26 protein-coding genes are annotated in these 25865 nt (G+C 71.4%); 21 read left to right on the forward strand and 5 right to left on the reverse strand.

Translation table 11 applies throughout. The features are described from left to right. Positions 1 to 41 precede the first annotated feature (41 nt). The 4 genes from qcrC (at position 42) to ACSHT8_RS32895 (ending at position 4683) form a co-directional block, all read left to right on the forward strand. Positions 42 to 839: a cytochrome bc1 complex diheme cytochrome c subunit gene (gene qcrC, locus ACSHT8_RS32880; protein ID WP_436495674.1), complete on the forward strand. Its 798-nt coding sequence runs from the start codon at positions 42 to 44 to the stop codon at positions 837 to 839. Then, positions 836 to 1975, forward strand: coding sequence for a cytochrome bc1 complex Rieske iron-sulfur subunit (gene qcrA, locus ACSHT8_RS32885; protein ID WP_436495676.1), 1140 nt, complete (start codon positions 836 to 838; stop codon positions 1973 to 1975). The genes qcrC and qcrA overlap by 4 nt, the downstream gene beginning before the upstream one ends. Then, positions 1972 to 3621 (forward strand): cytochrome bc1 complex cytochrome b subunit, encoded by a 1650-nt coding sequence (qcrB, locus tag ACSHT8_RS32890; RefSeq protein ID WP_436495678.1) that lies wholly within the window; start codon positions 1972 to 1974, stop codon positions 3619 to 3621. The genes qcrA and qcrB overlap by 4 nt, the downstream gene beginning before the upstream one ends. Before the next feature lie 84 nt (positions 3622 to 3705). Next, on the forward strand, positions 3706 to 4683 hold the full coding sequence (locus ACSHT8_RS32895; RefSeq protein WP_436495679.1) for a tat pathway signal sequence: 978 nt from the start codon (positions 3706 to 3708) through the stop codon (positions 4681 to 4683). 2 nt (positions 4684 to 4685) lie between these two features. On the opposite strand, the gene ACSHT8_RS32900 is transcribed toward ACSHT8_RS32895, so the two are convergent. Beyond that, on the reverse strand, positions 4686 to 4970 hold the full coding sequence (locus tag ACSHT8_RS32900; protein ID WP_436495681.1) for an Lrp/AsnC family transcriptional regulator: 285 nt from the start codon (positions 4968 to 4970) through the stop codon (positions 4686 to 4688). Positions 4971 to 5108: 138 nt separating this feature from the next. On the opposite strand from ACSHT8_RS32900, the gene ACSHT8_RS32905 reads away from it, so the two are divergent. Continuing rightward, the gene (locus ACSHT8_RS32905) at positions 5109 to 5537 is read left to right on the forward strand and encodes a YbaB/EbfC family nucleoid-associated protein (protein WP_436495683.1); all 429 of its coding nucleotides are present in this window, start codon (positions 5109 to 5111) and stop codon (positions 5535 to 5537) included. 1 nt (position 5538) lies between these two features. Here ACSHT8_RS32905 and ACSHT8_RS32910 read toward each other — a convergent pair whose 3' ends face one another. After that, positions 5539 to 7257: a DEDD exonuclease domain-containing protein gene (locus ACSHT8_RS32910; RefSeq protein WP_436495685.1), complete on the reverse strand. Its 1719-nt coding sequence runs from the start codon at positions 7255 to 7257 to the stop codon at positions 5539 to 5541. A 119-nt stretch (positions 7258 to 7376) separates the two neighbouring features. Between ACSHT8_RS32910 and ACSHT8_RS32915 the strand changes: the two genes are divergently transcribed. From ACSHT8_RS32915 to ACSHT8_RS32940, 6 genes are all read left to right on the forward strand, one after another. Continuing rightward, complete coding sequence (locus tag ACSHT8_RS32915) at positions 7377 to 8738, forward strand: NYN domain-containing protein (protein ID WP_436495687.1); 1362 nt, start codon at positions 7377 to 7379, stop codon at positions 8736 to 8738. A gap of 240 nt (positions 8739 to 8978) precedes the next feature. Then, positions 8979 to 10739 (forward strand): D-alanyl-D-alanine carboxypeptidase family protein, encoded by a 1761-nt coding sequence (locus tag ACSHT8_RS32920; protein ID WP_436495689.1) that lies wholly within the window; start codon positions 8979 to 8981, stop codon positions 10737 to 10739. 81 nt (positions 10740 to 10820) lie between these two features. Next, on the forward strand, positions 10821 to 11006 hold the full coding sequence (locus ACSHT8_RS32925; protein WP_436495691.1) for a hypothetical protein: 186 nt from the start codon (positions 10821 to 10823) through the stop codon (positions 11004 to 11006). Between the two features lie 419 nt (positions 11007 to 11425). Next, positions 11426 to 12454 (forward strand): NlpC/P60 family protein, encoded by a 1029-nt coding sequence (locus tag ACSHT8_RS32930; RefSeq protein ID WP_436495693.1) that lies wholly within the window; start codon positions 11426 to 11428, stop codon positions 12452 to 12454. Between the two features lie 71 nt (positions 12455 to 12525). Continuing rightward, positions 12526 to 13860, forward strand: a complete 1335-nt coding sequence (locus ACSHT8_RS32935; protein ID WP_436495695.1) for a peptidase MA family metallohydrolase — start codon at positions 12526 to 12528, stop codon at positions 13858 to 13860. Positions 13861 to 14039: 179 nt separating this feature from the next. Continuing rightward, positions 14040 to 15179 (forward strand): glycosyltransferase family 4 protein, encoded by a 1140-nt coding sequence (locus ACSHT8_RS32940; protein WP_436495697.1) that lies wholly within the window; start codon positions 14040 to 14042, stop codon positions 15177 to 15179. On the opposite strand, the gene ACSHT8_RS32945 is transcribed toward ACSHT8_RS32940, so the two are convergent. Further along, positions 15164 to 16120 carry an AMP-binding protein gene (locus ACSHT8_RS32945; protein WP_436495699.1) on the reverse strand — a complete coding sequence of 319 codons (957 nt, stop codon included), beginning with the start codon at positions 16118 to 16120 and terminating at the stop codon, positions 15164 to 15166. The genes ACSHT8_RS32940 and ACSHT8_RS32945 overlap by 16 nt on opposite strands. 84 nt (positions 16121 to 16204) lie before the next feature. On the opposite strand from ACSHT8_RS32945, the gene ACSHT8_RS32950 reads away from it, so the two are divergent. The 7 genes from ACSHT8_RS32950 (at position 16205) to ACSHT8_RS32980 (ending at position 21778) form a co-directional block, all read left to right on the forward strand. Beyond that, complete coding sequence (locus ACSHT8_RS32950; RefSeq protein WP_436495701.1) at positions 16205 to 16588, forward strand: polyketide cyclase / dehydrase and lipid transport; 384 nt, start codon at positions 16205 to 16207, stop codon at positions 16586 to 16588. Positions 16589 to 16598: 10 nt separating this feature from the next. After that, complete coding sequence (locus ACSHT8_RS32955; RefSeq protein ID WP_436495703.1) at positions 16599 to 17387, forward strand: metallophosphoesterase family protein; 789 nt, start codon at positions 16599 to 16601, stop codon at positions 17385 to 17387. A gap of 19 nt (positions 17388 to 17406) precedes the next feature. Beyond that, entirely contained in the window at positions 17407 to 17844 is a 438-nt protein-coding gene (locus ACSHT8_RS32960; RefSeq protein ID WP_436495705.1) for an SRPBCC family protein, read from the forward strand. A 13-nt stretch (positions 17845 to 17857) separates the two neighbouring features. Next, positions 17858 to 19006 (forward strand): ArsA family ATPase, encoded by a 1149-nt coding sequence (locus ACSHT8_RS32965; RefSeq protein ID WP_436495707.1) that lies wholly within the window; start codon positions 17858 to 17860, stop codon positions 19004 to 19006. Between the two features lie 88 nt (positions 19007 to 19094). Further along, the gene (locus ACSHT8_RS32970; protein WP_436495709.1) at positions 19095 to 19487 is read left to right on the forward strand and encodes a hypothetical protein; all 393 of its coding nucleotides are present in this window, start codon (positions 19095 to 19097) and stop codon (positions 19485 to 19487) included. Then, positions 19484 to 20422 carry an ROK family protein gene (locus ACSHT8_RS32975; protein WP_436495711.1) on the forward strand — a complete coding sequence of 313 codons (939 nt, stop codon included), beginning with the start codon at positions 19484 to 19486 and terminating at the stop codon, positions 20420 to 20422. Before ACSHT8_RS32970 ends, ACSHT8_RS32975 begins: the two co-directional genes overlap by 4 nt. Before the next feature lie 66 nt (positions 20423 to 20488). Further along, positions 20489 to 21778 (forward strand): hypothetical protein, encoded by a 1290-nt coding sequence (locus ACSHT8_RS32980; RefSeq protein ID WP_436495713.1) that lies wholly within the window; start codon positions 20489 to 20491, stop codon positions 21776 to 21778. A 38-nt stretch (positions 21779 to 21816) separates the two neighbouring features. Here the strand turns inward: ACSHT8_RS32980 and ACSHT8_RS32985 are convergent, their stop codons facing one another. Both ACSHT8_RS32985 and ACSHT8_RS32990 read right to left on the reverse strand, forming a co-directional pair. Beyond that, positions 21817 to 22284, reverse strand: a complete 468-nt coding sequence (locus tag ACSHT8_RS32985) for a hypothetical protein (protein WP_436495715.1) — start codon at positions 22282 to 22284, stop codon at positions 21817 to 21819. Next, positions 22281 to 23042, reverse strand: a complete 762-nt coding sequence (locus ACSHT8_RS32990) for an alpha/beta hydrolase (RefSeq protein ID WP_436495717.1) — start codon at positions 23040 to 23042, stop codon at positions 22281 to 22283. The genes ACSHT8_RS32985 and ACSHT8_RS32990 overlap by 4 nt, the downstream gene beginning before the upstream one ends. A gap of 228 nt (positions 23043 to 23270) precedes the next feature. Here ACSHT8_RS32990 and ACSHT8_RS32995 point away from each other — a divergent pair, with 228 nt between their 5' ends. The 3 genes from ACSHT8_RS32995 (at position 23271) to ACSHT8_RS33005 (ending at position 25865) form a co-directional block, all read left to right on the forward strand. Continuing rightward, the gene (locus ACSHT8_RS32995) at positions 23271 to 24026 is read left to right on the forward strand and encodes a lysophospholipid acyltransferase family protein (RefSeq protein ID WP_436495719.1); all 756 of its coding nucleotides are present in this window, start codon (positions 23271 to 23273) and stop codon (positions 24024 to 24026) included. A gap of 218 nt (positions 24027 to 24244) precedes the next feature. Continuing rightward, on the forward strand, positions 24245 to 24748 hold the full coding sequence (locus ACSHT8_RS33000) for a polyadenylate-specific 3'-exoribonuclease AS (RefSeq protein WP_436495720.1): 504 nt from the start codon (positions 24245 to 24247) through the stop codon (positions 24746 to 24748). A 91-nt stretch (positions 24749 to 24839) separates the two neighbouring features. Then, positions 24840 to 25865, forward strand: coding sequence for a 6-phosphofructokinase (locus ACSHT8_RS33005; RefSeq protein ID WP_436495722.1), 1026 nt, complete (start codon positions 24840 to 24842; stop codon positions 25863 to 25865).

Here is a 25865-nt window from a genome sequence, read left to right on the forward strand (position 1 = left end):
GCTTCGCCGAGCCCGCACTGACAGCAAGGGTTGCCGACTAAATGACCAAGAAACAACGCAGCCACGGCAAGCTCCACCGGCGGGTCGCCGGGCTGCTGGCCCTCGGTTTCGCGCTGCTGACACTCGGCCTGCTGTACTCGGCGTTCGCGCCGCAGCCGCAGGTCGCGCAGGCCCAGGGCGACCCGGCGCTGCTGCGCAAGGGTGAGCAGATCTACAACAACACCTGCATCAGCTGCCATGGCGCCAACCTCGAAGGCGTCACCGACCGCGGCCCCAGCCTCATCGGCGCGGGCGAGGCGTCGGTGTACTTCCAGGTCGCGACCGGACGCATGCCCGCGGTCAAGCAGGAGGCCCAGGCCCAGCGCAAGCCTCCGAAGCTGAGCCCGGAGGAGATCGACGCGCTGATGGCGTTCGTCGACTCCAAGGGCGGCGGCGTCAAGCTCCCCGAGGAGTCCGGCAAGGACCTCGTCGGCGACAACCCGGCGCGCGGTGGCGAGCTGTTCCGGCTCAACTGCGCCTCGTGTCACAACTTCACCGGCCGCGGCGGCGCGCTGTCCTCGGGCAAGTACGCGCCCGCGCTCGACGGGGTGAGCGAGAAGGAGATCTACGCGGCCATGCTCGTCGGCCCGCAGAACATGCCCAAGTTCTCCGACCGGCAGCTCAGCCCGGCCGAGAAGAAGGACATCATCGCCTACGTCAAGTCGGTGACCGACGGGAACAACAACCCGGGCGGCAACCCGATCGGCGGGCTCGGACCGCAGTCCGAGGGCCTGATCGCATTCATCGTGGGGATGGCCGCGCTGGTCGGCATCACCCTCTGGATTGGGGCGAAAGCATGAGTTCCACCAACCCCACGGATCTGCCCAGCGAGGAAGAGCTGGCCAAGATGTCCCGCGAAGAGCTGGTCAAGCTCGGCGGGAAGCTCGACGGCGTCGAGATCGTGGAATACCCGGACCCGTGGCCGGTCAAGGGCACCCGGGCGGAGAAGCGCGCCGAGCGCGCCGTCGCCCTGTGGTTCCTGATCGCGGCCATCTCCGGCTTCGCGTTCGTCGGTGTCTTCCTGTTCTGGCCGCACGCCTACACCGCGCCGAACACCGAGGGCTACTTCGCGTACTCGCTGTTCACGCCGCTGCTGGGCGCCACCCTGGGCCTGTCGGTGCTGGCGCTGGGCGTGGGCGCGCTGCTCTACACGAAGAAGTTCATCCCGCACGAGGTCGCGGTGCAGCAGCGCAGCGACGGCGGCTCGTCGGAGCTGGACAAGAAGACGATCCTGGCGCACCTGTCCGACGCTGGCGAGCGCAGCACCATCGGCCGCCGCTCGCTGGTCAAGGCCAGCGCGGGCCTCGGCGCCACGGCCATGGGCCTCGGCGTCGGCGTGTTCGCCCTCGGTGGCCTGGTCCGCGACCCGTGGGCGCAGACCGACACCAAGAACTCGCTCTGGCACACCGGCTGGATGAACGAGCCGGGCAACAACGAGAAGGTCTTCCTGCGCCGCGCCACCGGCCACGCGCACGAGGTCGTGCTGGTCAAGCCCGAGGACATCGACGCGGGCGGCATGGAAACGGTGTTCCCGTTCCGTGAGTCCGAGCGCGACGACCACCACGCGCTGTCCGCCGCGCTCAAGCGCTCGGACAACCCGGTCATGCTGATCCGCCTGCGCTCCGAGGACGCCCGCAAGGTCGTCAAGCACCAGGGCCAGGAAGATTTCAACTACGGCGACTACTACGCGTACACGAAGATCTGCAGCCACCTCGGCTGTCCGACCTCGCTCTACGAGCAGCGGACCAACCGGATCCTGTGCCCGTGCCACCAGTCGCAGTTCGACGCGCTGCAGTACGCCAAGCCCATCTTCGGCCCGGCGACGCGCAAGCTGGCCCAGCTCCCCATCGCAGTCGATGAGGAAACTGGTTACCTTTATGCCAGGAGCGATTTCATCGAGCCGGTCGGCCCAGCCTTCTGGGAGCGGAAGTCATGAGCGCAATCACAACTCCCACCAAACCGGACAACATCGCCACCCGTGCCGCGGGCGGGGCGGCCAAGTGGGCCGACGACCGGTACCACCTGGCCAAGGGCCTGCGGCACCAGATGAACAAGGTCTTCCCGACGCACTGGTCCTTCCTGCTCGGTGAGATCGCGCTCTACAGCTTCATCGTGCTGCTGCTGACGGGCACCTACCTCGCGCTGTTCTTCGACCCCTCCATGCAGGAGGTCGTCTACGAGGGTTCGTTCGTCAACCTGCGCGGCCTGGAGATGTCGCGGGCCTACGAGTCGACGCTGAACATCACCTTCGAGGTCCGCGGCGGCCTGTTCGCCCGCCAGGTGCACCACTGGGCGGCCCTGCTGTTCATGGCGGCGATCGTCTGCCACATGTTCCGCGTGTTCTTCACCGGCGCGTTCCGCCGCCCGCGTGAGGTCAACTGGGTCATCGGCATCCTGCTGTTCCTGCTGGGCGCGTTCGAGGGCTTCGCGGGCTACTCGCTCCCCGACGACCTGCTCTCCGGCGCCGGTCTGCGGATCATGTCTGGCCTGCTGCTGTCGCTGCCGGTCCTCGGCACCTGGGTCCACTGGCTGCTGTTCGGCAGCGAGTTCCCCGGCGAGGACATCGTGCCGCGGCTCTACACGATCCACATCCTGCTGATCCCGGGCATCCTGCTCGCGCTCATCGGCGTCCACCTCGCGCTGGTCTGGTACCAGAAGCACACCCAGTTCCCGGGCGTGCGGCGCAAGGAGACCAACGTCGTCGGCGTTCGCATCATGCCGGTGTTCGCCATCAAGGGCGGCGCCTTCATGGCCGTCGTCGTCGGTGTCTGCGCCGCGCTGGGTGGCCTCTTCCAGATCAACCCGATTTGGAACTTCGGCCCGTTCAACGCCGCGCACATCTCGGCGGGCACCGTGCCCGACTGGTACATGGGCTGGACCGACGGCCTGATCCGGCTCTGGCCTGCGTGGGAGATCTACCTCGGGGACTACACGATCCCGGCGGCGTTCTTCCCGTTCCAGATGGGTCTGCCGATGCTCGGTGGCATCGCCGCGGCCTACCCGTGGATCGAGCGCTGGTTCACCAAGGACTACGCCCACCACAACCTGCTGCAGCGTCCGCGTGACGTGCCGGTCCGCACCAGCCTCGGCATGATGGCGATCACCTACTTCATGGTGTCGCTGCTCTCCGCCGCGAACGACGTGCTGGCCGACAAGTTCAACATCTCGCTGAACGCGACGACCTGGATGGGCCGCATCGGCCTGCTCGTGCTGCCGCCGCTGGCGTACTTCATCACCTACCGCATCTGCCTGGGCCTCCAGCGTTCGGACCGCGAGGTGCTGGAGCACGGCGTGGAGACCGGCATCATCAAGCGGCTCCCGCACGGCGAGTTCATCGAGATCCACCAGCCGCTGGGCCCGGTGGACGACCACGGCCACCCGATCCCCCTGGAGTACCAGGGCGCTCCGGTGCCGAAGAAGATGAACAAGCTCGGCTCGGCGGGCGCGCCCGTCGCGGGCTCGTGGCTGACTCCGGACCCGGTCGAGGAGACCACGGCACTGGCCAGGGCCCGCGCGGCCCAGCACAACGGCCACGCCGAGATCGAGTCGGCTTCTTCGGACGAGACCAAGAAGAGCCACTAGGCGAAATCAGACCAAGGGCGGCATTCCGGACAAGGGGTGCCGCCCTTGGTCTGTATGCAGGTCAGACCCGGTAGCCTGCGTCGCGTGCTGGGGCGCAGAAGGTGGACTGGCGTGGCGGCGGGCGGCTTGCTCCTGCTCGCCGTAGTGTCGTGCGGAACCGAGGAGCCCCCCGCGACATCCGCGGCGGCGGCTCCGACCACGACCACCGCGCCCTCCGCTGTCGTCCCCCAGACGATCGCGTCCGCGCCCGCCACCCCGGAGGTCCCCCCGGTGACGACGACGGCGTCCCCGGCCCCCACCAAGGCCGACTGCCCGTACCCGGACTCGGGCTTCGACTGCGACTTCCAGCACCGCTTCGCTGCCGTCCAGGCCTACGTGGGGAAGCGGCCGGGCACCGTCGGCGTCGTGGTGCGCGACCGGAAGACCGGCGCGGTGTGGCGCAACGACCACGCCGACGACTCCACGTGGACCGCCTCGACGATCAAGCTGGCGATGGTCGTCGACCTGCTCACCCGCGACCGCGCGGGCTCGGTCAAGCTGTCGTCGCGCGACCGTGAACTCATCGACGCCATGCTGCACAGCTCCGACGACGACGCCGCCACCGCGCTGTGGACCAAGTACTCCGGCGCCGACCACCAGGAGTTCAACGCGGCCTTCCCCCGCTACGGGCTGACGTCGGTGAAGGCGATACCCGGGTTCAGCAAGGTGTTCCCGTACTGGGGCTTCCAGAAGTGCACGGCCGCCGACCTCGACCGGCTCATGGCCTACGTCCTGGACAAGCTGCCCGCCGAGGACCGCGCGCTGATCGTCGACCGCATGCGCGCCGTGGCGGCCAACCAGCAGTGGGGTGTCTGGGGCGCGGGCAAGGCGGCCCGGCCGGGCGCGAAGGCGGGCTGGTCGGAGGAGGAAGGCGGCTGGGTGATGAACAGCGTCGGCTTCGTCGGCCCCGGCGAGCGCTACACGCTGGCGATCATGAACAACCTGCGCGGCAAGGGCGGTTACGACGAGGGCAAGGCCACCGACACCGAGGTCGCCCGGCTGATCTTCGCCGGACGCTTCTAGCACTAGACGTCGTCCACGCCGATGTCGAACGCGGCGTCGGTGTCCTGACTGGAGTACGACCGGAACGCGATGTGGGTGTCGGTGTCGAGGACGCCGTCGACCTTGCTGATCTGGTCGGGAATCAGCGACGCCAGCTCGTCGTGCACCGCGACGCGCACGATCGCGACCAGGTCGACGTCACCGGCGCACGAGTAGACCTCGGCGACGCCATCGATGTCCGCGATCGCCTGCGCGGTCTCGGGGATGCTGTCGGTGGCGGCCCGGATCAACACGATCGCGGTGATCATCGCTTCTCCTTCGTTTCGGCCCAGCCTAGTGCCCTCGACGCATTAGGCTCTCCCGCGCGACAGGGACACGGCCGGCAGGCGACGCGTCACGTCGCGGGCGGCCTGACCTGCCGTCACCGTATGACAGGGGAGAGCGACGTGCAGACTCCGGATGAGTGGCTGGCCGACTTCGAGGCGAAGGTGGCCGACCTCCAGCAGAAGGCCACGGCGTTCAAGACCTCGGTCGAGTCGTCCGGCTCCACCGAGGCGTCGGCCGACGGGTCGGTCACGGTGACCGTCGCGGCCAGCGGCGCGCTGCTGGACCTGCGGCTGGAGGACGCGGCGCTGCGCAAGGGCGGCGCGGAGCTGGCCGCGGAGATCCTCGGCCTGACCCGCAAAGCCCGGCAGGGCGCCGCGGGCAAGGTCGCCCAGGCGTTCGTGCCCCTCGGCGGTGACAGCGACATCGTGCAGCGGATCCCCGAGCCGGAGCCGGAGACGGCGCCCGCCCCGGCCGCCGCGGCCCGCCCGGCTGACGATGACGACTTCGGCGACCAGACCGTGGTGCTGCGCGACGCCGACAAGTGGTGAGCTAGTCCCGGATCACGAGCGCGGCCCGAGCCCGGTCTGCCCGGTCCAGCCACGGCCGCCACCGGGCCGCGCATTGGGCCGGTTCCGACCACGGCCGCGAGCACTGGACCATGCGCGTCCCCGGTCGGTCCAGCCACCGCAGGACCACCCCGACCTCCTCGGCGGGCGCGCCCCGGAGCGGGCCTTCGCCGCTGATCACGGTCTCCGCCGAGGCCACCAGGCTCTCCACGACCGGCATCGGCGGCACGCCCCGCGGCGCGACCCCGGCTGAGGCCAGCCGACCGTGTCGGACGACCGCGAACTCCCAGCCACCGGCCGAATCCGGGCGGGCCGCCACGAGTTCCTCGACCGCCGCCAACGCCGACAGCCGCTGCCCGCGATCCAGCGCCCGGATCAGCGTGCACATGCGATCGCGGTCGGACCGGGCCTGCTCGAAGCGCTCGGCCGACGACAGCTCCGTCAGCCTGCTTTCCAGCCGCCACAACGCATCCAGCCGCTGACCCGAGACGAGCGAGCCGACCGCGTGCACCAGCGGCCGGTACTCCTCGACCGTCTGCCTGCCCGCGCAAGGCGCCCCACAGCGGTCCAGTTCCGCCAGCGCGCACGGGCTCGCGGACGCGGACTGGGCGGGGATCCGGACGGTGCACGGCCGGATCCCGGTCGCGTCCTGCAGCGCCAGCAGCGACTCGTCGGCCTGGCGGCGGCTGCGGAACGGCCCGAGCGCGCCGTCGCGCGGCTTGCGGACGATCGACAGGCGCGGGAACGGCTCCTCGGTCAGCGTGATCCACCACGCGTGGCGGGCGTTCTTGGAGCGGCGGTTGTAGGCGGGCTTGTGCGCCGACAGCAGCCGCAGCTCCCGGACCTCGGCCTCCAGCGGGTGCGCGCAGCTGATCGTGTCGACCCGGACGGCCAGGCTGACCATCTCGCGCAGGCGTCTGCGCGTTTCCCCGGCGGTGAAGTATTGGCGGACGCGGCGGCGCAGGTCCGACGCCGTGCCGACGTAGAGCACCTCCTCCGACGGGCCGCGGAAGAGATAGACACCGGGCTCGTTGGGCAGGTCCTCGGCCAGGGTGCGCTTGCGGCGCTGGGCGGCGGTGACCTCGGGCAGGTAGTCGAGCAGCTCCTCCAGCGACTGCACACCGAGCGAGCCGACGCGCTCCAGCAGGGCGTGGAGCACGTCGACAGTGGCGCGGGCGTCGGCCAGGGCGCGGTGCGTCGGCATGGTCGAGGCGCGGAACAGGGTGGCCAGCGCGGACAGCTTGCAACTGGGGGCTTCCTCGCGCGTCAGCACACGTCTGCCAAGGCGGACCGTGCAGACGACCGCGGGTTTCGGCCAGTGGTAGCCGAGGCGCTTGCACGCGGCCTTGATGAAGCCGACGTCGAAACCCGCGTTGTGCGCCACCAGGACCGCGCCCGCGGCGAACTCCAGGAACGCGGGCAGCACGGCCTCGACCCGCGGCGCGGTGTAGACCATGGCGTCGGTGATGCCGGTGAGCGCGATGATCTCCGGCGGGATGCCGCGGCCGGGGTCGACCAGGGTCGCGAACTCGCCGATGACCTCGCCGCCGCGGATCTTCACCGCGCCGAACTCGGTGATCGCGTCGGTCTCCGCGCTGCCGCCGGTGGTCTCGAGGTCGAATACGACGAAGGTGGTGTCGCGCAGCGGTGTGCCCAGCTCGTCGAAGGCGAGCTGAGTGCGGGTGGCGGGTGCGGTGGTCATCACCGCCGAAGCTAGATCGCCCCACCGACAGTTCCCTCGTGACACAGCCGGTGAGCTGCGGCGATCCGGTGGGCGGGATATCACGCTGCGCGTACGGGAGGCGCGACTAACCTTAAGCAATGCCCGACTCGCCCCAGGCCGCCGGACCCGAGGGGTCCGCCGCTGAGCCGTCCAACGTGGACGGTGGGGCGGACGCGGCCGTCGACTGGGCCGCGCTGCCCGACGCGGTGCGCGGCAGGCTCGCCGAACTGGGTGCCGAGTCGGTCGGGTCGATGCCGCCGGTCGACATCCCGCAGTCCGTCCGCCCGGTGGCGCGGTTCGCCCCGGCGAAGCGCGCCCGGCTGGGCGGCGGGGCGATCGTGGCCGGGATGCGCGACTCGGTCGGCTTCCGCACCGCTGTGGTGCAGTGGGTCCGCGAGAACCGGCCCTCCGCGTTGGACCTCGGTGGCACCGACCCGGTCGCGGTCGCGGCGGCGGCGGTGCTGCTCGGCGAGGACAGCGCCGTGCACTACCTGGAGCTGGTGTCGCGGCGCGCGTCGGACACCTCGCTGCGCACCGAGCGGGACACCGCCGTCGCCCGGCTGCACAAGGTCGAGGCCGAACTGGCCAGGGTGCAGGCGCTGCTCGACGAGTCGTCCGGCGCGGCGGGCAAGGTCCGCGAGGAGGCCGAGGCCGAGGTCGAGCGGCTGCGCAAGCGCCTGCGCGACCAAGGCGTGAAGCTGCGCGAGGCCAAGGACGCCGCCGAATCGGCCCAGGCCGCCATCGAGCAGGTACAGAAGAAGTGCGCCTCCGAGGTCGCCGCGCTCACCGAGCAGCGCGACCGCGAACGCGACCGGGTGGAGCACGAGAAGGCCAGGGCCGAGCGGGCCGAGGCCGACGCCGAGATCGCCCGCCAGTCCGCCCGCGAGGCCCGCCAGGCTGACGAGGTCCGGCTCGCGCTGCTCATCGACACCCTCGACGGCGCGGTCACCGGGCTGCGCCGCGAACTCGTCCTCGGCGGCGGCGGACCAAGGCCCGCTGATCTTGTTCGCGGCGCGACGGCCGCGCAGGGCGTGGTCGGCCGGGTCGAGGACCCGGCCGCGCTCGACCGGCTGCTGGCGCTGCCGTCGGTGCACCTCGTGGTCGACGGCTACAACGTCACCAAGACCGGCTACGCCGAGCTGTCCCTCGCCGACCAGCGCGACCGCCTCGTCCGCCAGCTCGCCTCGCTGGCCGCGCGCACGTCGGCCGAGGTCACCCTGGTGTTCGACGGCGCGGGCGTGGTCGCCGTGCCGGTGGCCGCGCCGAGGGGGGTGCGGGTGCTGTTCAGCGATCCTGGCGTGCTCGCCGACGACGTGATCAAGGCGCTGGTCACCGCCGAGCCGGAGGGACGCCCGGTGGTGGTCGTGACCTCCGACCGCGCGGTCGCCGACGCCGTACGCAGGCGCGGGGCGCACCCGGTGCCGTCCGCGGTGCTGCTGGCCCGGCTCGGACGCGTCTGAATCGAGGCTGGTTCGGATCGAGGCTGGTCCGGCCCGAGACTGGTCCGGATCGAGTCGGTTCAGTCGGGTCTGGATCGAGGCTGGTTCGGGTCGAGTCGGTTCAGTCGGGTCTGGATCGAGGCTGGTCCGGGTCGAGTCCGGTTCAGTCGGGTCTGAATCGAGACCATCCCGATCGGGTGGGTCGCGTGACGCGGCGGTGGCCAGTCCGTTAGTACTGGTGAGTAGTCACGTCGTCAGGGAGTGCCGTTGCGCAGGTGGGGTCGGATCGCGGGCGCGGTCGCGCTGGTCACCGCGCTGCTCGCCCACCCGGTCGCCCAGGCCCAGCCGGAGCAGCCGCCGCAGGTGGAGGCCGGGGTCGGGCCCGGCGCGCCGGTGCCGGACACCCGACCTGGCGAGGCGTTCGCCGATCCCAAGGTCGCCGAACTCCAGCGCACCGCCACCGACGTGCAGCGTGAGCTCGCCGACCTGTCCGACCGGGTCCGGGCCGCCGAGGACGAGCTGCGGGCCGCGACCGGGCAGGTCGAGCGGGCCAAGGCCGACCGGGAGGCCGCCGACCGGGTCGTGGCCGCCCAGCAGGAAGAGGTCGACGCCTACTCGGCCGCGCTGTACTCGGCGCTGGCCAGGCCGAGCGAGATGCAGGCGCTGCTCACCGCGAACAGCCCGGAGGACTTCCTCCAGGGCAGCGACCTGATCGACCGGCTGCGCGCCGACCAGGACAACCGGCTCACCGCCGCGTACGGCAGGCAGAAGGCCGCGCAAGACGCCGAGAACTCCGCGCTGGGCTCCGAGCGGGCCGCCGCCGAGCGCAAGGCCGAACTGGACCGGCGCACCGACGACGCGACCAACCGGGCCGCGGCGGTGTCCTCGGAGCTGCGCGGCAAGGTCGACGACACCAACGCCGCCGTCGTGGCCCAGCAGAAGGCCCAGCGCGAGCGCAACGAGCGCACCGCGGCCAACTGGCGTGCCTACACCGACAAGCTCGCCGCGGCCGGGATCACCGCCCCCAAGGCCGCCGTGCTGACCGACCCCGCCCGGCTCCCGGCCGGTCTGGAGCCGCTGCCCGGCTCGACCGGCGCGCCGCAGGCCGGCGTCGCCCGGGCCACGCTGCCGGGTGGGGAGAAGCTGCTCGTGCTGCCCGCGGAGACCCTCGCGGCGGTGAACGGCGCCGTGGGCGCGCTGGGCAAGCCGTATGTGCCGGGCAAGGGCGGCGAGGGGCCGACGGCGTACTCGTGCGACGGCCTGGTGCGAGTTGTCTACGGCGGCGTGCCCGGGTCGGTGGGGGAGCAGATGAGCGTGCTGACCCCGGTCCCGACCGCCGACGCCCAGCCCGGCGACCTGGTGTTCCTCGGCCCGGCCCGGCTCGGCGCCCAAGGGGTCGGGATCGTGCTCGACCAGCGGACGATGCTCGCCGCCGACGCGCGGCTGGCAGGCGTGGTGGTCACCGACCTTCCGGCGGGTGACTCCGTACTCGGGGTGGCCCGGCCCGCGCTCCCACGCCGCCCACCACAGCCCGCGCCCACGGCGACCGATGGCGGGCTGCCCTGGCGCTGCGGGGGCGTCCAGCTCCCGCCCAGGGCGGCGGGCGAGGCCGCCGGTGCGTGGGGTGGCTATCCCAACGGCCTGATCCCGGCGGCGGCGCTGTGCCCGGTCGGCATCGGCAGCCACCTGCTGCGGTGCGACGCCGCCGAGTCGCTGCGGGCGCTGTCGGCGGCCCACGGCGCCGCGTTCGGCAGGCCGCTGTGCCTCACCGACTCCTACCGCACCTTCGCCGCCCAAGTCCGCCTCTACGGGGTCAAACCGGCGCTGGCGGCGGTGCCGGGCACCAGCAACCACGGCTGGGGCCTGGCGGTCGACATGTGTGGCGGCGCGCAGTCGTTCGGCACCGCCGAATACGCGTGGCTGGCCAGGACAGCCCCGCTTTTCGGGTGGTCGAATCCGCCGTGGGCGCAGCCCGGACGGGGCCGCGAGGAACCGTGGCACTGGGAATTCGTCGGGGCCTGAAATCGAACGTGTGAGCGAAATTGTCGGTGTCCTCTTCTAGTGTGCGAAACACGAGATCGTCCGCACCGGAAAGGACCGGGAATGATCATCGACTGCGACAGCTGCGAGGTTCGCGGCGACGCCTGCCAGGATTGTGTGATCACCTGTCTGCTCGGCGCGCCGCCGAACGTCGATCTCGACACCTCCGAGCGCCGCGCCCTCGACGTCCTCGCCGGGGCGGGTCTGGTGCCCCGGTTGCGCCTGATCCCGATCGAGAAATCGGCCTGATCGCCCATGATCGGCGGCGGTGATCACCGCGATTCGCCGAACGGTTGGTCGCCGTCGCCGAGCGGTTCCCCGGGCGGGTGAACTGTGGTGTTGTGACTGTCACACGGCGGAGTCGCGACTGCTCCGTTGGTGTTTAGCGACAAAACGCGTTGTGATTTCGGGGCCGCTGGTAGACGTGCGGGCTCACTTTTCGTAACCTGTCCGAGATCTCGCGGCCGACAGCCGCCCACCCCGAGGTGGCTACGCGGGATCGCCGCCGAAGTCAGCCTCGTCCGGCTGACCCGGAATCCCCCACGGTGGGGTTGTCGTAGATCGAGAACGGCGCTTCGGCGCCTAGGACAGCCCCGTCGGCGGTTTGAGGACGAAGGAGTACGCGCGACGTGTCGTCGCATCGACTCAAGCGAGCTGTGCGCGGAGCCATGAGTGTCACCGCTGTCGTAGCGATGATCGGCGGGATGTCCCCGAGTCCCGCCTACGCCCAGCCCGCACCCATCCAGCAGCCGACCACCGCGTCGGAGGCGCTCAAGCTCTTCCAGGACCTGAGCAAGCAGGCCGAGAAGGTCAACGAGGACCTGCTGAAGGCCCAGACCGACCTGCAGGCCAAGAACGCCGAGTTCGACAAGGCCAACGCCGAGGTCGCACAGGCCAAGGAGACCGAGAAGCAGGCGCTCGGCCAGGAGGAGCAGTTCCGCGGCCAGGTCGACCAGCTGGCCAGCGCGTCCTTCCAGGGTGCCCGGTTCAACAAGATCAGTGCCCTGCTGACCGGCACGTCGGCTGACGACTTCCTCGAGCGCGCCTCCGCGCTCAACGTGCTCGCCTCCGACAGCTCGAACGCGCTGGAGAAGTACACCAGCGCCGTGGCCACCGCTTCGCAGGCACGCCAGACCGCCGAGGACGGCCAGAAGCGCGCCGCCGACGCCAAGGCGGCCGCGGAGAAGCTGACCGCCGACATCACCAAGACCCGCGACGACCTGCAGGCGCAGATCAAGCAGGTCGAGGAGGCGAAGAACCGGCTCTCGCCCAAGGAGAAGAACGAGCTCGCCAACCCGCCGGTCGACAACGGCGTGTACCTGGCGCCCCCCGGCGCGGCGGGCAAGGCCATGGAGGTCGCTCTCGCCCAGCGCGGCAAGCCTTACGTGTGGGGTGCCGAAGGTCCCAACTCCTTCGACTGCTCCGGCCTGACCCTGTACGCCTACCGGGCCGCGGGTGTCAGCCTCCCGCACTCCAGCCGGGCGCAGTACACCCTCGGCAAGTCGGTCGCCCGGGGCGAGTGGCAGCCCGGAGACCTGCTGTTCTACGGCGGAAGCCCCAGCACCATCCACCACGTCGCGATGTACATCGGCGGCGGCATGATCGTGCACGCGTCGACATCGGGTGTGCCGGTGAAGACCGCCACCGTCGAAGGCGGCGGTCGCGACTACCTCGGTGCCAAGCGCATCGTCGGCTGATCGCTCATCCCACTCGGGACCGGCACCGTCTTGGTGCCGGTCCCGAGTGCTTTTTCACTTACGATCCGTGGATGGCTTCGAGGGGACGGGTGCGCGCCTGGCTGAGCGCGGCGGTCGCCGTCATCGCGCTCTCCGCGATGGCGCTGATCGCGCTGCCGTCCTCGCAGGTCGTGCCGCCGCGCGCGCCGTCGCAGGGCCAGCCGCTGGGCGGGGTCGAGCCCGCGGCCCCGGCGGGCACCGACCCGGACCGCACCGACGCCGTCACCACCCTGCTCGCCCGCCGCGCCGACTCGATCCTGCGGCGCGACGAGGCCGGGTTCCTCGGTGGCATCGACCCGCAGGCCGACCCGGCGTTCGTGGAAAGCCAGCGGGCCCTGTTCGCCAATCTCGCGGGTGTCCCGTTCGACCACTGGTCCTACACGCTGCACCCCGACGACAGTCTCGACGTGTCCGGCCTCGCGGGCGGCGCGGAGCTGTGGGCGCCCGCGGTCGACCTGCGCTACGCGCTCGGCGGGATCGACACCGCGCCGACCAGCCGGGCCATGGGCTACCTGTTCGTCAACCGCGACGGTGTCTGGTACCTGCGGTCCGACGCCGAACTCGCCGAGATCGGCCGCCGCACGTGGCGCGGGCCGTGGGACTTCGGGCCGTGCCTGGTCACGACCACCGCGCGCGGGCTCGTCCTGGCCCACCCGGGCAGCCAGCCCATGGTCGACCGGCTGGTCCGCGAGCTGGACCCGGCGGTCGAGGCGGTCAGCCAGGTGTGGGGCGGGGAGTGGACCGGCCGGGTGGCGCTGCTGCTGCCCGACGGCGCGGCCGAGATGAAGGCCCTGGTCGGCCCCGACTTCCCGGTGGAGTCGGTGGTGGCGGTGGCGACCGCGGACCGGGTCGACACGGCGAAGCGGGCGGCCACCGGCCAGCGGGTCATCCTCAGCCCGATGGGCTCCCGCGCGCTGTCGATCGCGTCGCTGCGGGTGGTGCTGCGCCACGAGATCACCCACGTGGCGGCCCGGTCGGTGACGGTGGACGGGTCGCCGATGTGGCTGCTGGAGGGCTTCTCCGACTACGTCGGCTACCTCGACAGCGGCATCTCGCTGGCCCAGGGCGCGCCCGACCTGGCCCGGCAGGTCATCGACTCGGGGCCGCCGACCGCGCTGCCGGAGGACCGCGCGTTCCGCGGCAAGGACAAGGAACTCGACCTCGCCTACCAGCAGGCGTGGTCGATAGCCCGGTTCGTCGCCGACCGCTACGGCCAGGCCCGCCTGGTCACCCTGTACCGCGAGTTGGGCGGCGCGGGCCCGATGTCGGCGGGCGACACCGACGACCTGCTGCGCCGCGTGCTCGACCTCGATCGGGCGGGCCTGCTGCGCGAATGGCGGACCTACCTCATCGAGACCCTGGGCTAGCCCCAGGGCCCGTCCCGCGAGTCCGGCACGCGCTCTCCGCGCCCGGGCGGCCCCCGGCCGCACGGGCGGAAAGCCCAAGTACACCCAGTACGAGCGGCTTCCCGCCCGCGCGCCCAGGAACCACCCGGATCACGGAGCCCGCGCACCGGACTCGCAGGACGGGCCCTAGGGTTGTTCGGGTGCGTCGGACCCTGCTCGTCACCAATGACTTCCCGCCCCGCGCGGGCGGCATCCAGACCTACCTGCACTCCTTCGCCACCCGGCTGCCCGGCCAGGACCTCGTGGTCTACGCCCCCGCCTGGGACGGCGCCGCCGACTTCGACGCCAAGCAGCCGTTCCCGGTGGTGCGCCACCCCGGCAAGCTGATGCTGCCGACCCCCGACGTGGCCCGGCGCGCGCGGGAGATCCTCAAGGCGGAGAGCTGCGACGCGGTGTGGTTCGGCGCGGCGGCCCCGCTGGCCCTGCTCGGTCCGACGCTGAAGGCCGCGGGGGCGCGGCGGACGGTGGCCAGCACGCACGGCCACGAGGTCGGCTGGTCGATGCTGCCCGGTGCCCGCCAGGCGATCCGGCGGATCGGCAGCACCACCGACGTGGTGACCTACGTCAGCGACTACACCCGCACCCGCTTCGCCGCCGCGTTCGGCCCGCGCGCGGCGCTGGAGCTGCTGCCCTCCGGGGTCGACACCGACGTCTACCGGCCCGACCCGTCCGCGCGCGCCGAGATCCGCGCCCGCCACGGCCTGGGCGACCGGCCGACGGTCGTGTGCGTGTCCCGCCTGATGCCCCGCAAGGGCCAGGACATGCTCATCCGCGCCCTGCCCGCGATCCGCGAGCAGGTGCCCGACGCCGCGTTGCTGCTGGTCGGGGGCGGTCCCTACCGGTCGCGGCTGGAGTCGCTGGCCCGGCAGGTCGGGGTCGATGTGGTGCTGACCGGGTCGGTGCCGTGGGAGGAACTGCCCGCCCACTACGCGGCCGGTGACGTGTTCGCGATGCCGTGCCGCACGCACGGGCGCGGTCTGGACGTCGAGGCGCTCGGGATCGTCTTCCTGGAGGCCGCGGCCACCGGGCTCCCGGTGGTCGTCGGCCGGTCCGGCGGCGCCCCGGAGACGGTGCTGGACGGCAAGACAGGACACGTGGTCAACGGACGGGACATCGCCGAGCTGGCCGCGCGGATCGGCAGCCTGCTGGCCGACCCGGCCGCGGCGGCGGCGATGGGCGCCGCGGGCCGGGAGTGGATGCAGGCGGCGTGGCGCTGGTCCGACCGCGCCGACCGGCTGTCCGCCCTGATCACCGGCGAGTCGACCTACCGGCTGAGGTAGCTGGGGAACGCGGGCTTGGCGTGGACCGGGACGCCGATCCCGCCGAAGAAGTGGCCCAGCTCCGGGTCCAGCCCGTCCTCGGCCAGGATCACCGCCTCGCACCGGCCGCCGAGCACGGAGCGCACACCGCTGTAGACCAGCTTGCTCATCGCGGCCCGCTGGACGCGCAGCGCCAGGGTGGGGGCCTTGTCGTAGGCCACGGCGATCTGCTCGGCGGCGGCGAACAGCCGGTCGTCCTGCGCCGCGCGGGCGGTGGCGTACACGTCGGTCAGCACCGCCGGGTCGGCCACGACGAACGTCGGCCGGAAGGTGGCCAGGTCAGCGGTGAGAGTGTGGGTGTCGGGCAGGTGGCCCAGGGTCGTGCGGGCGTAGACCGCGCACAGCGACACGACCCGGGAGACCAGGCCGGTGAGCGGCAGGAACGTCAGCGTCGCGGTGCCCGGCCGCAGCAGGCCGGGGAAGGTGTCGATCGTGGTGCGGACGGCGGTCAGCAGGTCGCGGTGGGTCAGCTCGGCGCCATCGACGACCGTGGCCACGTCCGACGCGCGGACCGCCAGCCTGCGCGCGTGGACCTCGCGCGGGTCCACACCCGTGCCCAGCGCGACCAGGTCGTCGACCGGAAGCCCGCTGTCGGTCTCCACGAACGCGGTCTTCGCCCCGGATCCGTCCGGCACGCTCACGCAGCCCGCGGTCCAGATCGCGAAGTCGAGCAGGGTCCACTCGTAGCTGGGCCGCGACACCAGCGCGACCCGGTCGCCCGGTTCGAGGCCGGATCCGACCAGGCCCTGCGCCACGGCCTGCACCTGGGCGGCGAAGTCGGCGGTGGTGACGTCGATCCAGGAGCCGTCGACGCGCCGCCGCAGCGCCACCGCGTCGGCGAACCGGTCGGCGTTGGCCCACACCATGTCGGTGAGGCTCTCCTCGTCGGCCACGTCCCGCATGTTCGCCCTCCCCAGGTGATCCGCGTCGAAACTAGCGCCACCCGGTGTGCACCCCGCCCGTGGGTGGCATGTCATGCTGCGGCAATGCCGCAAGTCGACGTCGTGGACGAGACGTTCATCGTGGTGCCGCCCAAGGTGGTGGCCGCCGCGTTCGCCGACCCCGCCGCGTGGCGCGGGTTCTGGCCGGACCTCAAGCTGGAGGTCTACGCCGACCGCGGCGACGAGGGCCTGCGCTGGACCGTCGGCGGCGCCCTGGTCGGGACCATGGAGGTCTGGCTGGAGGCCGTGCTCGACGGCACGGTCGTGCACTACTTCCTCCGCGCCGACTTCGCCGACGGCGAGGCGTCACCGAAGGTCGTGCGCAAGGAGATCACCGCGCGCCAGCTCGCCGCGAAGTCGCTGGCGCTGCGGCTGAAGGCCGTCCTGGAGGACGGGAGAGCTCCCGGCTGCGCCCCGACTCCCGCGTAATGTGGGCGGGGTGCGGGTTCATGTGGTCTCCGACGTGCACGGCAACGCCGAGGCTCTGGCCCGGGCCGGTGACGGTGCCGACGCGCTCATAGTGCTCGGCGACTTGATCGATTTCGTCGACTACCACGACCACTCCCGCGGCATCCTCGGCACGATCTTCGGCGCCGAGAAGGTCGCCGTCTTCGCGAGCCTGCGCCGCGAACGCCAGCACGGCGCCGCGGGGGCCTACGCGCGCGAGCTGTGGATGTCCCTCGACGACCCGGCGGCGATGATCGAGGAGGCCGTGCGCGAGCAGTACAAGACGCTGTTCGCCGCGATGACCGTGCCGACCTACGCCACCCCGGGCAACGTCGACATCCCCGCGCTGTGGCCGGAGTTCGCGGGCGACGGCATCGAGGTGGTCGACGGCAGGGCGGTCACGATCGGCGGGCTGCGCTTCGGCTTCGTCGGCGGCGCGCTGTTGCCGCCGCACATCCAGCCGCGCCGCACCGGCCCGTTCGTGCCCTATCTGCGCACCCACGACGAGTTCGACGAGGCCGTGGCCGGTCTGGGCGATGTCGACGTGCTTTGCAGCCACATCCCGCCCGATGTGCCCGAGCTGACCTACGACGTGCTCGCCCGCCGCGCCGAGGTCGGGTCGGGCGGGTTGCTCGACCTCATCCACCGCGCCCGGCCGCGCTGGGCGGTGTTCGGCCACGTCCACCAGCCGCTGGCGGCGCGGATGCGCGTCGGCCGCACCGAGTGCGCCAACGTCGGACACTTCCAACGGACCCAGTGGCCGTACGTGCTGGCCTGGTGACCAGGTAACCTGCCGGACTATGGCCGACGAGTCCACCCAGTCCATCGTCGTCGACGCTCCGGCGGAGCAGATCATGGCGGTGATCGCCGACTTCCCGGCGTATCCCGAGTGGGCCGCCGCGGTCAAACAGGCCGAGGTCCTCTCCACGTTCGAGGACGGCCGCGGCGAGCAGGTCACCTTCACCCTCGACGCGGGCCCGTTCAAGGACGTCTACACCCTGGCCTACGAGTGGGCCGACGACGGCCTCTCGGTCGACTGGAACCTGGTCAAAGGGCAGATGCAGCGGTCCCAGAAGGGCCGCTACGCGCTCAGCGAGACCGACGGCCGCACCACGGTCACCTACACGCTCTCCGTCCAGCTGGTCGTGCCCATGATCGGGCTGTTCCGGCGCAAGGCGGAGAAGATGGTCATGGACACCGCACTCAAGGAACTCAAGCGGCGGGTCGAACAGCACTAGCGGAGGCCCACGGGTGCGGATACTGCTCTTCACCGGCAAGGGCGGGGTCGGCAAGACGACCCTGGCCGCGGCGACGGCCGCGCGCCTCGCCGCGTCCGGGCGCAAGGCCCTGGTGGTGTCCACCGACCCGGCCCACTCGCTCGCCGACGCGTTCGGCGTCTCCCTGGGCACCGAACCGTCCGAAGTGGACACATCGCTGTACGCGGCGCACGTGGACGCCCGCGCGCTCGTCGACCGGTCGTGGCCGCAGCTGCGCGCCCAGCTCCGCGGTGTGTTCGCGGGCGCGGGGATCGCCGACCTCGACGCCGAGGAACTGACAGTCCTGCCCGGTGTCGACGAGCTGCTCGCGCTGTCCGAAGTGGCCAGACTGGCCGAGACCGGGCCCTGGGAGGTCGTGGTCGTCGACTGCGGCCCGACCGCGGAGACGTTGCGGCTCTTGGCTTTGCCGGAGGCGATCGCGGGCTACCTCGACCGTTCCTTCCGCGGGGTGCTGCCTGGTCTGCGGTCGGCGGCGGAGTCGGTGCGGACGCTCGCCGAGCACTTGGCCGGGCTGCGGACCGTGCTGACCGACCCGGAGACCACGAGCGTCCGGCTGGTGCTGACACCGGAGCGGCTGGTGGTCGCCGAGACCCGCCGGACCCTCGCGGCGCTGGCGCTGCGCGGTGTGCACGTCGACGCGCTGATCGCCAACCGGCTCGTGCCGAAATCGCGGCTGTGGCAGGGACCCGCGGCCAAGTGGCTGCGCGTCCGGCGCTCGGAGCAGGACGCCGTGCTGTCCGAATTGGACGCCTCGACGCCGCTGTCGCTGCACGTGGTCGAACACCGCGCGGCCGAGCCGATCGGCGCCGCGCCGCTGCTCGACCTGGCCGACGAGCTATACGCGGGCATCGACCCGCTCGACGGGCTGCGCAGGCCCGGCGTGCCGCTGCTGTCGGTCGAGGCCGACGGCGCGGACTACCTGCTGACGGTCTCGCTGCCGCTCAGCGAGGGCAGTGATCTCGACCTGGTGCGGGTCGACGACGACCTTGCCGTCACCGTGGACGGGGTGCGCAGGCTCGTCGCACTGCCGCTTATGCTGCGTCGCTACACCGTCATCGACGCCGAAGCCGACGGCGCCGGACTGGTGCTGCGCTTCGCGCTCGGCCGTGAGGAGCGCCCGTGACCACCAGAGCCCTCGTGAGCACGACGCGGAATCGGGGGACGCGGCTCGCTGTGTGTGCCCGCCTGGTGCCTGACTGCGGGGTGCGCGCGTGACCACGACGCAGGACCCGGGGACGCGGCTGGCCGACGAACTGCGCCTGCTGCTGGCCGCGGTCGCCGAACGCGCGGGCCCGTGGCTCGACCGGGTCTCGGTCAGCACCCACGACGAGCACGAACCCGCCGACGGCCAGCCCGCCTCGTGCGGCTGGTGTCCGCTGTGCGCGTTGATCGCCCTGCTGCGCGGCGAGCCGAACGAACTGGCGAGCAAGAGCCTCGACCGGGTCGCCGACATCGTGGCGCTGCTGCGCGCGGTGCTCGCCGACCGCTGGCACCCGGAGGCCGACCCGCACATGCCCGGGTTCCGCCCCGAGCCGCGCCCGGAACCCGCCTCCCCGCGGGTCCAGCGGATCGAGGTCCGCAGGAAAGGCCCAGCCCCAGAGTGACGGCGATCGGTGTCGACGTCGGCGGCACCAGCGTTCGGGCGGGTGTCGTCGATTCCCATGGCGCGATCCTGGACACCGCGCGCGGCTCCACCCCGAGCGGCGAGGCCGAGCTGGAGGACGTGATCTGCTCGGTCGTCGGGTCGCTCGCGGCCCGGCACGAGGTGAACGCGGTCGGGCTGGCGGTGGCGGGGTTCGTGGCCAACGACCGCCGCACGGTGATGTTCGCCCCGCACCTGGCGTGGCGGGCGGCCCCGGTGGCCGACCGGATCGCCGAGCGGCTCGGGCTGCCGGTTCTCCTCGAACACGACGCCAACGCCGCCGCGGTCGCCGAGTACCACTTCGGCGCCCTGCGCGGCGCGCGCGTCGGGCTGCTGGTCGCCATCGGGACCGGCATCGGCGGGGCGCTGCTGCTCGACGGCAGGCTGTTCCGCGGCGCCCACGGCGTCGCGCCCGAGTTGGGGCACCTGCGGCTCGTACCGGACGGGCGGCCGTGCTCGTGCGGGAAACACGGCTGCTGGGAGCGGTACTGCAGCGGGACCGCGCTGGTCACCACGGCGGTCGACATGCTCGCCCAGTACCGGGGCCGGTCGACCGCGCTGGCCCGCGAGGCGCGGGACGCCCAGGCGCTGACCGGGCGCAAGGTGGCCGCCGCCGCGCGCGACGGCGACCCGATCGCCCGACGCGCGATGGCGGAGCTGGCGCGGTGGCTGGGGGAGGGGCTGGCGCTGGTCGCCGACGTCTACGACCCGGAGCTGATCGTCATCGCGGGTGGCGTGTCCGAGTCCAGCCCGCTGTTCCTCGACGCGGCGCGGGACCACTACCAGTCGATGGTCACCGGGGCCGGGCACCGGCCGCTGGCCCGGATCCGGACCGCACACCTGGGCGACGACGCGGGCATCGTCGGCGCGGCCACGATGGCGCTTGACTCTGCGTGACCATGCTCGTGCGTTGCGCGATTCTGCATGAAACATACTCATTTCGTGCATGTATGCTCGCTCACCGTGACTTCGCCACTCTCGAAGCCCCTTGCCCTTGCCTGTGCGCTCGTCTTGGCGTTCCTCAGCGTCTCGAGCCCCGCCACCGCCCAGCCCGCCGCCAGACGGGTGGCCGTCGTCCTGGTCAACTTCGCCGACGAGTCCATCCCCGACGTGCCCGCGCTCAAGCAGAAGGCGTTCGACTACCTGGTCGAGGCGCCCGATTCGATCTCGAAGTACTTCGCCGCGCAGAGCCATGGCCAGCGCACGCTGACCATGGCGGGCGGCAAGGTGTACGGACCTGTCACCGTCGGTGTCAACGCGAAGTGCGAGACGAAGCCGTTGACCGACAAGGCTTTGGAGACGCTCAAGGCGGAGAACGTCCAGTACGAGGACCTCATCGTGGTGTTCGCGGGCGAGAAAGCCAACTGCTCCTGGGCGGGTCTCGCCAATGTGCCTGGCACCTGGTCCTGGTACCCGGCCCAGCACTTCGGCCTGGCGACCCTGGCCCATGAACTCGGCCACAACCTCGGATTCGGCCACCAGGACCGCGAGGCATGTCCTCCTGGCCTGCTCACCGGCTGCACCAAGGACGACTACAGCCGCCGTTCGCCGATGGGCGCGGGTGGTCCCAAGATGGGCTACACCGCCCCGGAGCTGATCAGGGTGAAGTGGCTCGCGGCGGACAAGGTGATCACCCCCGCCAAGACCACGACGGTCAACTTGGCCGCGCTGCACGCGCCGGACTCCGCCCGGGGCCCCCGCGCGGTCGACCTGCCGCTGGCCGGCGGCGACCGGCTCATGGTCGAGTACCGCGCACCCGGACTCGGTGTCGACCGGGAGATCAAGCAAGGGGTGAACGTCTACGTCGTGCCCGCGGGCAAGTACGGGTCCTCGCGGATCATCGACGGGACTCCCGGCACCCCGGCCAAGGCCGACAACTCGATCCCGGTCGGGAGCTCGCTCGTCGTGGGCGACATCTCGGTGACAGTGCTCGCCGCGGGCGCCACCTCGGCCGAGGTCAAGGTAGGGATCGGCCCGGACGCGGTGACCACGACGGCCAAGCCGTCGGCGCCGAAGTCGACGACCAGCAGTGCTCGTCCGTCGTCGGCGACCGCCAGTTCGACCACGAGCAGCAGTGCGCCGTCGAGCGAGCCGCCTGGCCCGGACGACATCGTCATGGTGGACCTGGAGCCCGCCGCGGCGGTCGTGTCGGACGACGCCGGGGACTCCCAGTTCCCCGCTTACGCGGTCATCGCGGGCGCGTTCGTCGCGCTGCTGGTCGGCGTGCTGCTCGTACGCAGGCGCCGGGCCTAGCTGGAAGCTGGTTCCGAGCCGCATCCCGCGGCTCGGGATCAGACCTGCGCGCCGTTGTCGCCGTCGGGGAACGTCGGCGGGTTCTTGCGCACCCGCATCAGGAGCAGCCCGATCCCCGACGCCAGCGAGATCAGGGCGATCGGGGCGGCGATCCGCGCTTCCAGGCCGATGATGTTCGGCAGCAGCAGCAGGAGAACGCCCACCACCAGCAAGAACAGCGCCACGATGGTCAGCGGGCGCAGCTTCGGCAGCGGCGGGGGCTCGGGCGGCTCGTAGCGTTCGGTGTCGTCGTCGCCCGCCCAGTCGAACTCGGTTTCGTGGCCGCGCCACGACGCGGTGACCGGACCCGCTTCCACCACCGGGGTCGGCTCGGTGGCGGGCTCATCGACCAACTGGTCACGGCGGGTGCCGATGTCACGGCCGATGCCCTCGCGTTCGAGATCGGCGACGATCTCGGCGAAGGCGGCGTCGACGTCTTCCGGGCCGTCGCCCTGGCGGCCGATCACACCCGCTCACCCGCGGCGACGCGGCGGATGAACTCCACACTAGAGTCGAAGATCAGCTGGGCGTCGTGGTCGAGGGTGGCCACGTGGTAGCTGTTCTCCAGGACGATCTCGGTCTTGTCGGCGCTGGACACCCGCGCCAGGATCTCGCGCGAGTTCTCCGGCTCCACCACGTGGTCGACGGCTGAGTGCAGCACCAGCAGGGGCTGCTCGACGGTCGGCAGGTCGCGGCGGACCTCGGCCCACAGGCGGGTGAGGCTGTGCACCGCCCGCAGCGGCGTGCGCGGGTAGGCGTACTCGCTGATCCCCGGCTTGGCGATGTCGTCGCTGATCGGCTTCAGCGACGGCACGACCTTCGACAGCGCGCCGACGAGTTTCATCTCCTTGCGCAGGGACATGACCGACGGGTTGACCAGCACGATCCCCGCGACGTCGGCGCCCTCGTCCTCGGCGAGGCGCAGGCACAGCGCGCCGCCCATCGACAGGCCGAAGATGAACACCTTGTCGCAGCGCTCACGCAGCTCGGCGAAGGCCGCGGACACCGCGCCGTACCACTGCGGCCAGCTGGTGCGGTTCATGTCCTGCCACCGCGTGCCGTGCCCGGGCAGCAGCGGCACGCGCACGCTGTAGCCGAGTTCGACCAGGTGGTCGGCCCAGGGCCGCATGCTGAACGGTGATCCGGTGAAGCCATGGCTGAGCATGACGCCGACCTCGGTCGACCCGTCGTGTGCGTAGGCCTGCGCGCCTTCGATAGCGGGCACCCCGCTCCTCCTATGATCAGCTCTGGCGAGCCTGGGCTGTGGCCATCGTCGCACGATTGGACACGGCGCGGCCCGGATCCGGGCACCCGGTTTCATCGTTGTGTACCCGGGTGTATTCGGTGTCTCGAGTCGGTGTGTTCTTGTTACCGGTTCGGAGTGGCGTTGTGCCAGGCCACGGGGGTTCGTAGGCTCGGGCGGGGACGCGGGGAGAACGGGAGCGCTGGTCAAGTGGTGTACTGGTTGATGAAGTGGGTCTTCATAGGACCACTGCTGCGGCTGTTCTTCCGCCCCCGCATCGAGGGCGCCGAGAACATCCCGGCCGAGGGCGGTGCCTTGCTCGCGAGCAACCACCTGGCCGTCTCCGACTCGTTCTTCCTCCCGCTGAAGGTCTCGCGCCGGGTCACGTTCCCCGCCAAGATCGAGTACTTCACCGAACCCGGCATCAAGGGCAGGCTCAAGAAACTGTTCTTCACCGGCGTCGGCCAGATCCCCATCGACCGCTCCGGCGGCTCAGCCGCCCGCGCCGCGATCGACACCACGGTCCGCCTCCTGCGCGAGGGCCACCTGATCGGCATCTACCCGGAAGGCACCCGCTCGCCCGACGGCCGCCTCTACAAGGGCAAGACCGGCATCGCCCGGATCGCCCTGGAGGCCGGGGTGCCGGTGATCCCGGTGGCGATGTTCGGCACCGACAAGGCCAACCCGATCGGCTCGAAGATGTGGTACCCGCACCCGATCCGGATCAAGGTCGGCAAGCCACTGGACTTCTCGCGCTACGCGGGCCTGGAGGGCGACCGCTTCGTCGAACGCTCGATCACCGACGAGATCATGTACGCGCTGATGGAACTGTCGGGTCAGGAGTACGTCGACATCTACGCCGCCAAGGCCAAGGAGTTGGAGGCGGCCGCCCAGTCGGGCGCGATCACCGACGTCCCCACCCAACTCAAGCGAGAGGCCCGTCTGCCGGAGACCGAGGCCAGCTAGTCTCCGTCGGTGCGATCGCCGACGACACCGATCCGTACCGGGCGAGGATCTCGTGAGCCCAGGCGAGCGCGTCCTCAACTCGCTGCCCGTGCGGCTGCCCGCTTCCGTGGAGTAGCCGACAGCCATCGGATGTCGAGCGCTGTCCGGTCCGCTCGCTCCGTCGCGGCCGTCGAGCAGGCGGATACTGGGTGTGCATTCATCTTAGGAGAAAACGTAGCGTGCGCTTTTTTTACGACACGGAATTCATCGAGGACGGAACGACCATCGACCTGGTGTCGATCGGTGTCGTGGATGAGAACGGGCGGGAGTTCTACGCCGTCTCCACGGAGTTCGACCCGGCCAAAGCCGGGCCATGGGTGCGCGACAACGTGCTGGACAAGCTGCCGTCGCCCGCCGACAAGGCGTGGTGTGACCGGGCGACCATTCGCAAGCGGCTCCTCGAATTCCTGACCACCCCCAAGACTCGCGACAAGATCGAGCTGTGGGCCTGGTTCGGCGCCTACGACCACGTCGTGCTGGGGCAGCTCTGGGGCGCGATGCCCGCGCTGCCCAGGGAGATCCCGCGCTTCACCCGCGAGCTTCGGCAGCGCTGGGAGGACGTCGGCAAGCCGCATCTGCCCAGCCCGCCGAACGACGCGCACGACGCGCTCGCCGACGCGCGTCACAACCTTGTGCGGTGGCGCATCATCGAAGCGGAGTGGCGCAAAAAGGTCGCGGGTTAGGCCCCTGCTTGCTACACCGATTCAGTGGCCGGCAGGCTTGGGAGGCGTCAGTGACGACGGTCACTCACTCGGTCAAGTCCAGGAGGAGTTCATGCGGGTCGGCGTGCTCACCGGTGGCGGTGACTGTCCAGGTCTGAACGCGGTCATCCGGGCCGTGGTCCGCAAGGGGATCGAAGGCCACGGCTGGGACATCGTCGGCTTCAGAAACGGCTGGCAGGGCCCGATCGAGGGCAACACCAAGCAGATCGGGCTCGCCGAGGTCGAGGACATCCTGACCCGCGGCGGCACGATCCTCGGCTCGTCGCGGACCAACCCGTACAAGGTCGACGGCGGGCCGGAGAAGATCCGCCAGACGCTCACCGACCTGGGGGTCGACGCGCTGATCGCGATCGGCGGTGAGGACACGCTCGGGGTGGCCAAGCGGCTCACCGAGGAGGGCATCGGCGTCGTCGGGGTGCCCAAGACGATCGACAACGACCTCAACGCCACCGACTACACCTTCGGCTTCGACACCGCGGTGCACATCGCGACCGAGTCGATCGACCGGCTGCGCACCACCGCAGAATCGCACCACCGCGCGCTGGTCGTGGAGGTCATGGGCAGGCACGCGGGCTGGATCGCACTGCACTCCGGGCTCGCGGGCGGGGCGAACGTGATCCTGGTGCCGGAGCGGCCGTTCAGCGTCGACAAGGTCATCGAGTGGGTGCAGCGGCGGTTCGAGCGGCAGTACGCCCCGATCATCGTGGTCGCCGAGGGCGCGCTGCCCGAGGGCGGCGCGGAGGTGCTGGCCAGCGGCGAGAAGGACGCCTTCGGGCACGTCCGGCTCGGCGGTGTCGGCACGTGGCTCGCCGAGGAGATCGCGGAGAAGACCGGCAAGGAGTCGCGCGCGGTGGTCCTCGGCCACACCCAGCGCGGCGGCACACCCACCGCCTACGACCGGGTGCTCGCCACCCGGTTCGGCCTGCACGCCGTGGACGCGGTGGCCGACGGCGACTTCGGCGTGATGGTCGCGCTGCGCGGCACCGACATCGTCCGGGTCAAACTGGCCGAGGCGACCGCCGAGCTCAAGACCGTGCCGCTGGAGCGCTACGCCGAGGCGGAGATCTTCTTCGGCTGA

Source organism: Actinokineospora sp. HUAS TT18 (assembly GCF_051364635.1).
Taxonomy (GTDB): Bacteria; Actinomycetota; Actinomycetes; order Mycobacteriales; family Pseudonocardiaceae; genus Actinokineospora.

Bases quoted from the DNA above. Each gene is read 5' to 3' on its own strand.
- qcrC (WP_436495674.1), top strand. From the start codon at position 42: ATGACCAAGAAACAACGCAGCCACGGCAAGCTCCACCGGCGGGTCGCC.
- qcrA (WP_436495676.1), top strand. From the start codon at position 836: ATGAGTTCCACCAACCCCACGGATCTGCCCAGCGAGGAAGAGCTGGCC.
- qcrB (WP_436495678.1), top strand. From the start codon at position 1,972: ATGAGCGCAATCACAACTCCCACCAAACCGGACAACATCGCCACCCGT.
- ACSHT8_RS32900 (WP_436495681.1), bottom strand. From the start codon at position 4,970: ATGATCACCGCGATCGTGTTGATCCGGGCCGCCACCGACAGCATCCCC.
- ACSHT8_RS32910 (WP_436495685.1), bottom strand. From the start codon at position 7,257: ATGACCACCGCACCCGCCACCCGCACTCAGCTCGCCTTCGACGAGCTG.
- ACSHT8_RS32915 (WP_436495687.1), top strand. From the start codon at position 7,377: ATGCCCGACTCGCCCCAGGCCGCCGGACCCGAGGGGTCCGCCGCTGAG.
- ACSHT8_RS32925 (WP_436495691.1), top strand. From the start codon at position 10,821: ATGATCATCGACTGCGACAGCTGCGAGGTTCGCGGCGACGCCTGCCAG.
- ACSHT8_RS32930 (WP_436495693.1), top strand. From the start codon at position 11,426: ATGAGTGTCACCGCTGTCGTAGCGATGATCGGCGGGATGTCCCCGAGT.
- ACSHT8_RS32935 (WP_436495695.1), top strand. From the start codon at position 12,526: ATGGCTTCGAGGGGACGGGTGCGCGCCTGGCTGAGCGCGGCGGTCGCC.
- ACSHT8_RS32945 (WP_436495699.1), bottom strand. From the start codon at position 16,120: ATGCGGGACGTGGCCGACGAGGAGAGCCTCACCGACATGGTGTGGGCC.
- ACSHT8_RS32950 (WP_436495701.1), top strand. From the start codon at position 16,205: ATGCCGCAAGTCGACGTCGTGGACGAGACGTTCATCGTGGTGCCGCCC.
- ACSHT8_RS32960 (WP_436495705.1), top strand. From the start codon at position 17,407: ATGGCCGACGAGTCCACCCAGTCCATCGTCGTCGACGCTCCGGCGGAG.
- ACSHT8_RS33005 (WP_436495722.1), top strand. From the start codon at position 24,840: ATGCGGGTCGGCGTGCTCACCGGTGGCGGTGACTGTCCAGGTCTGAAC.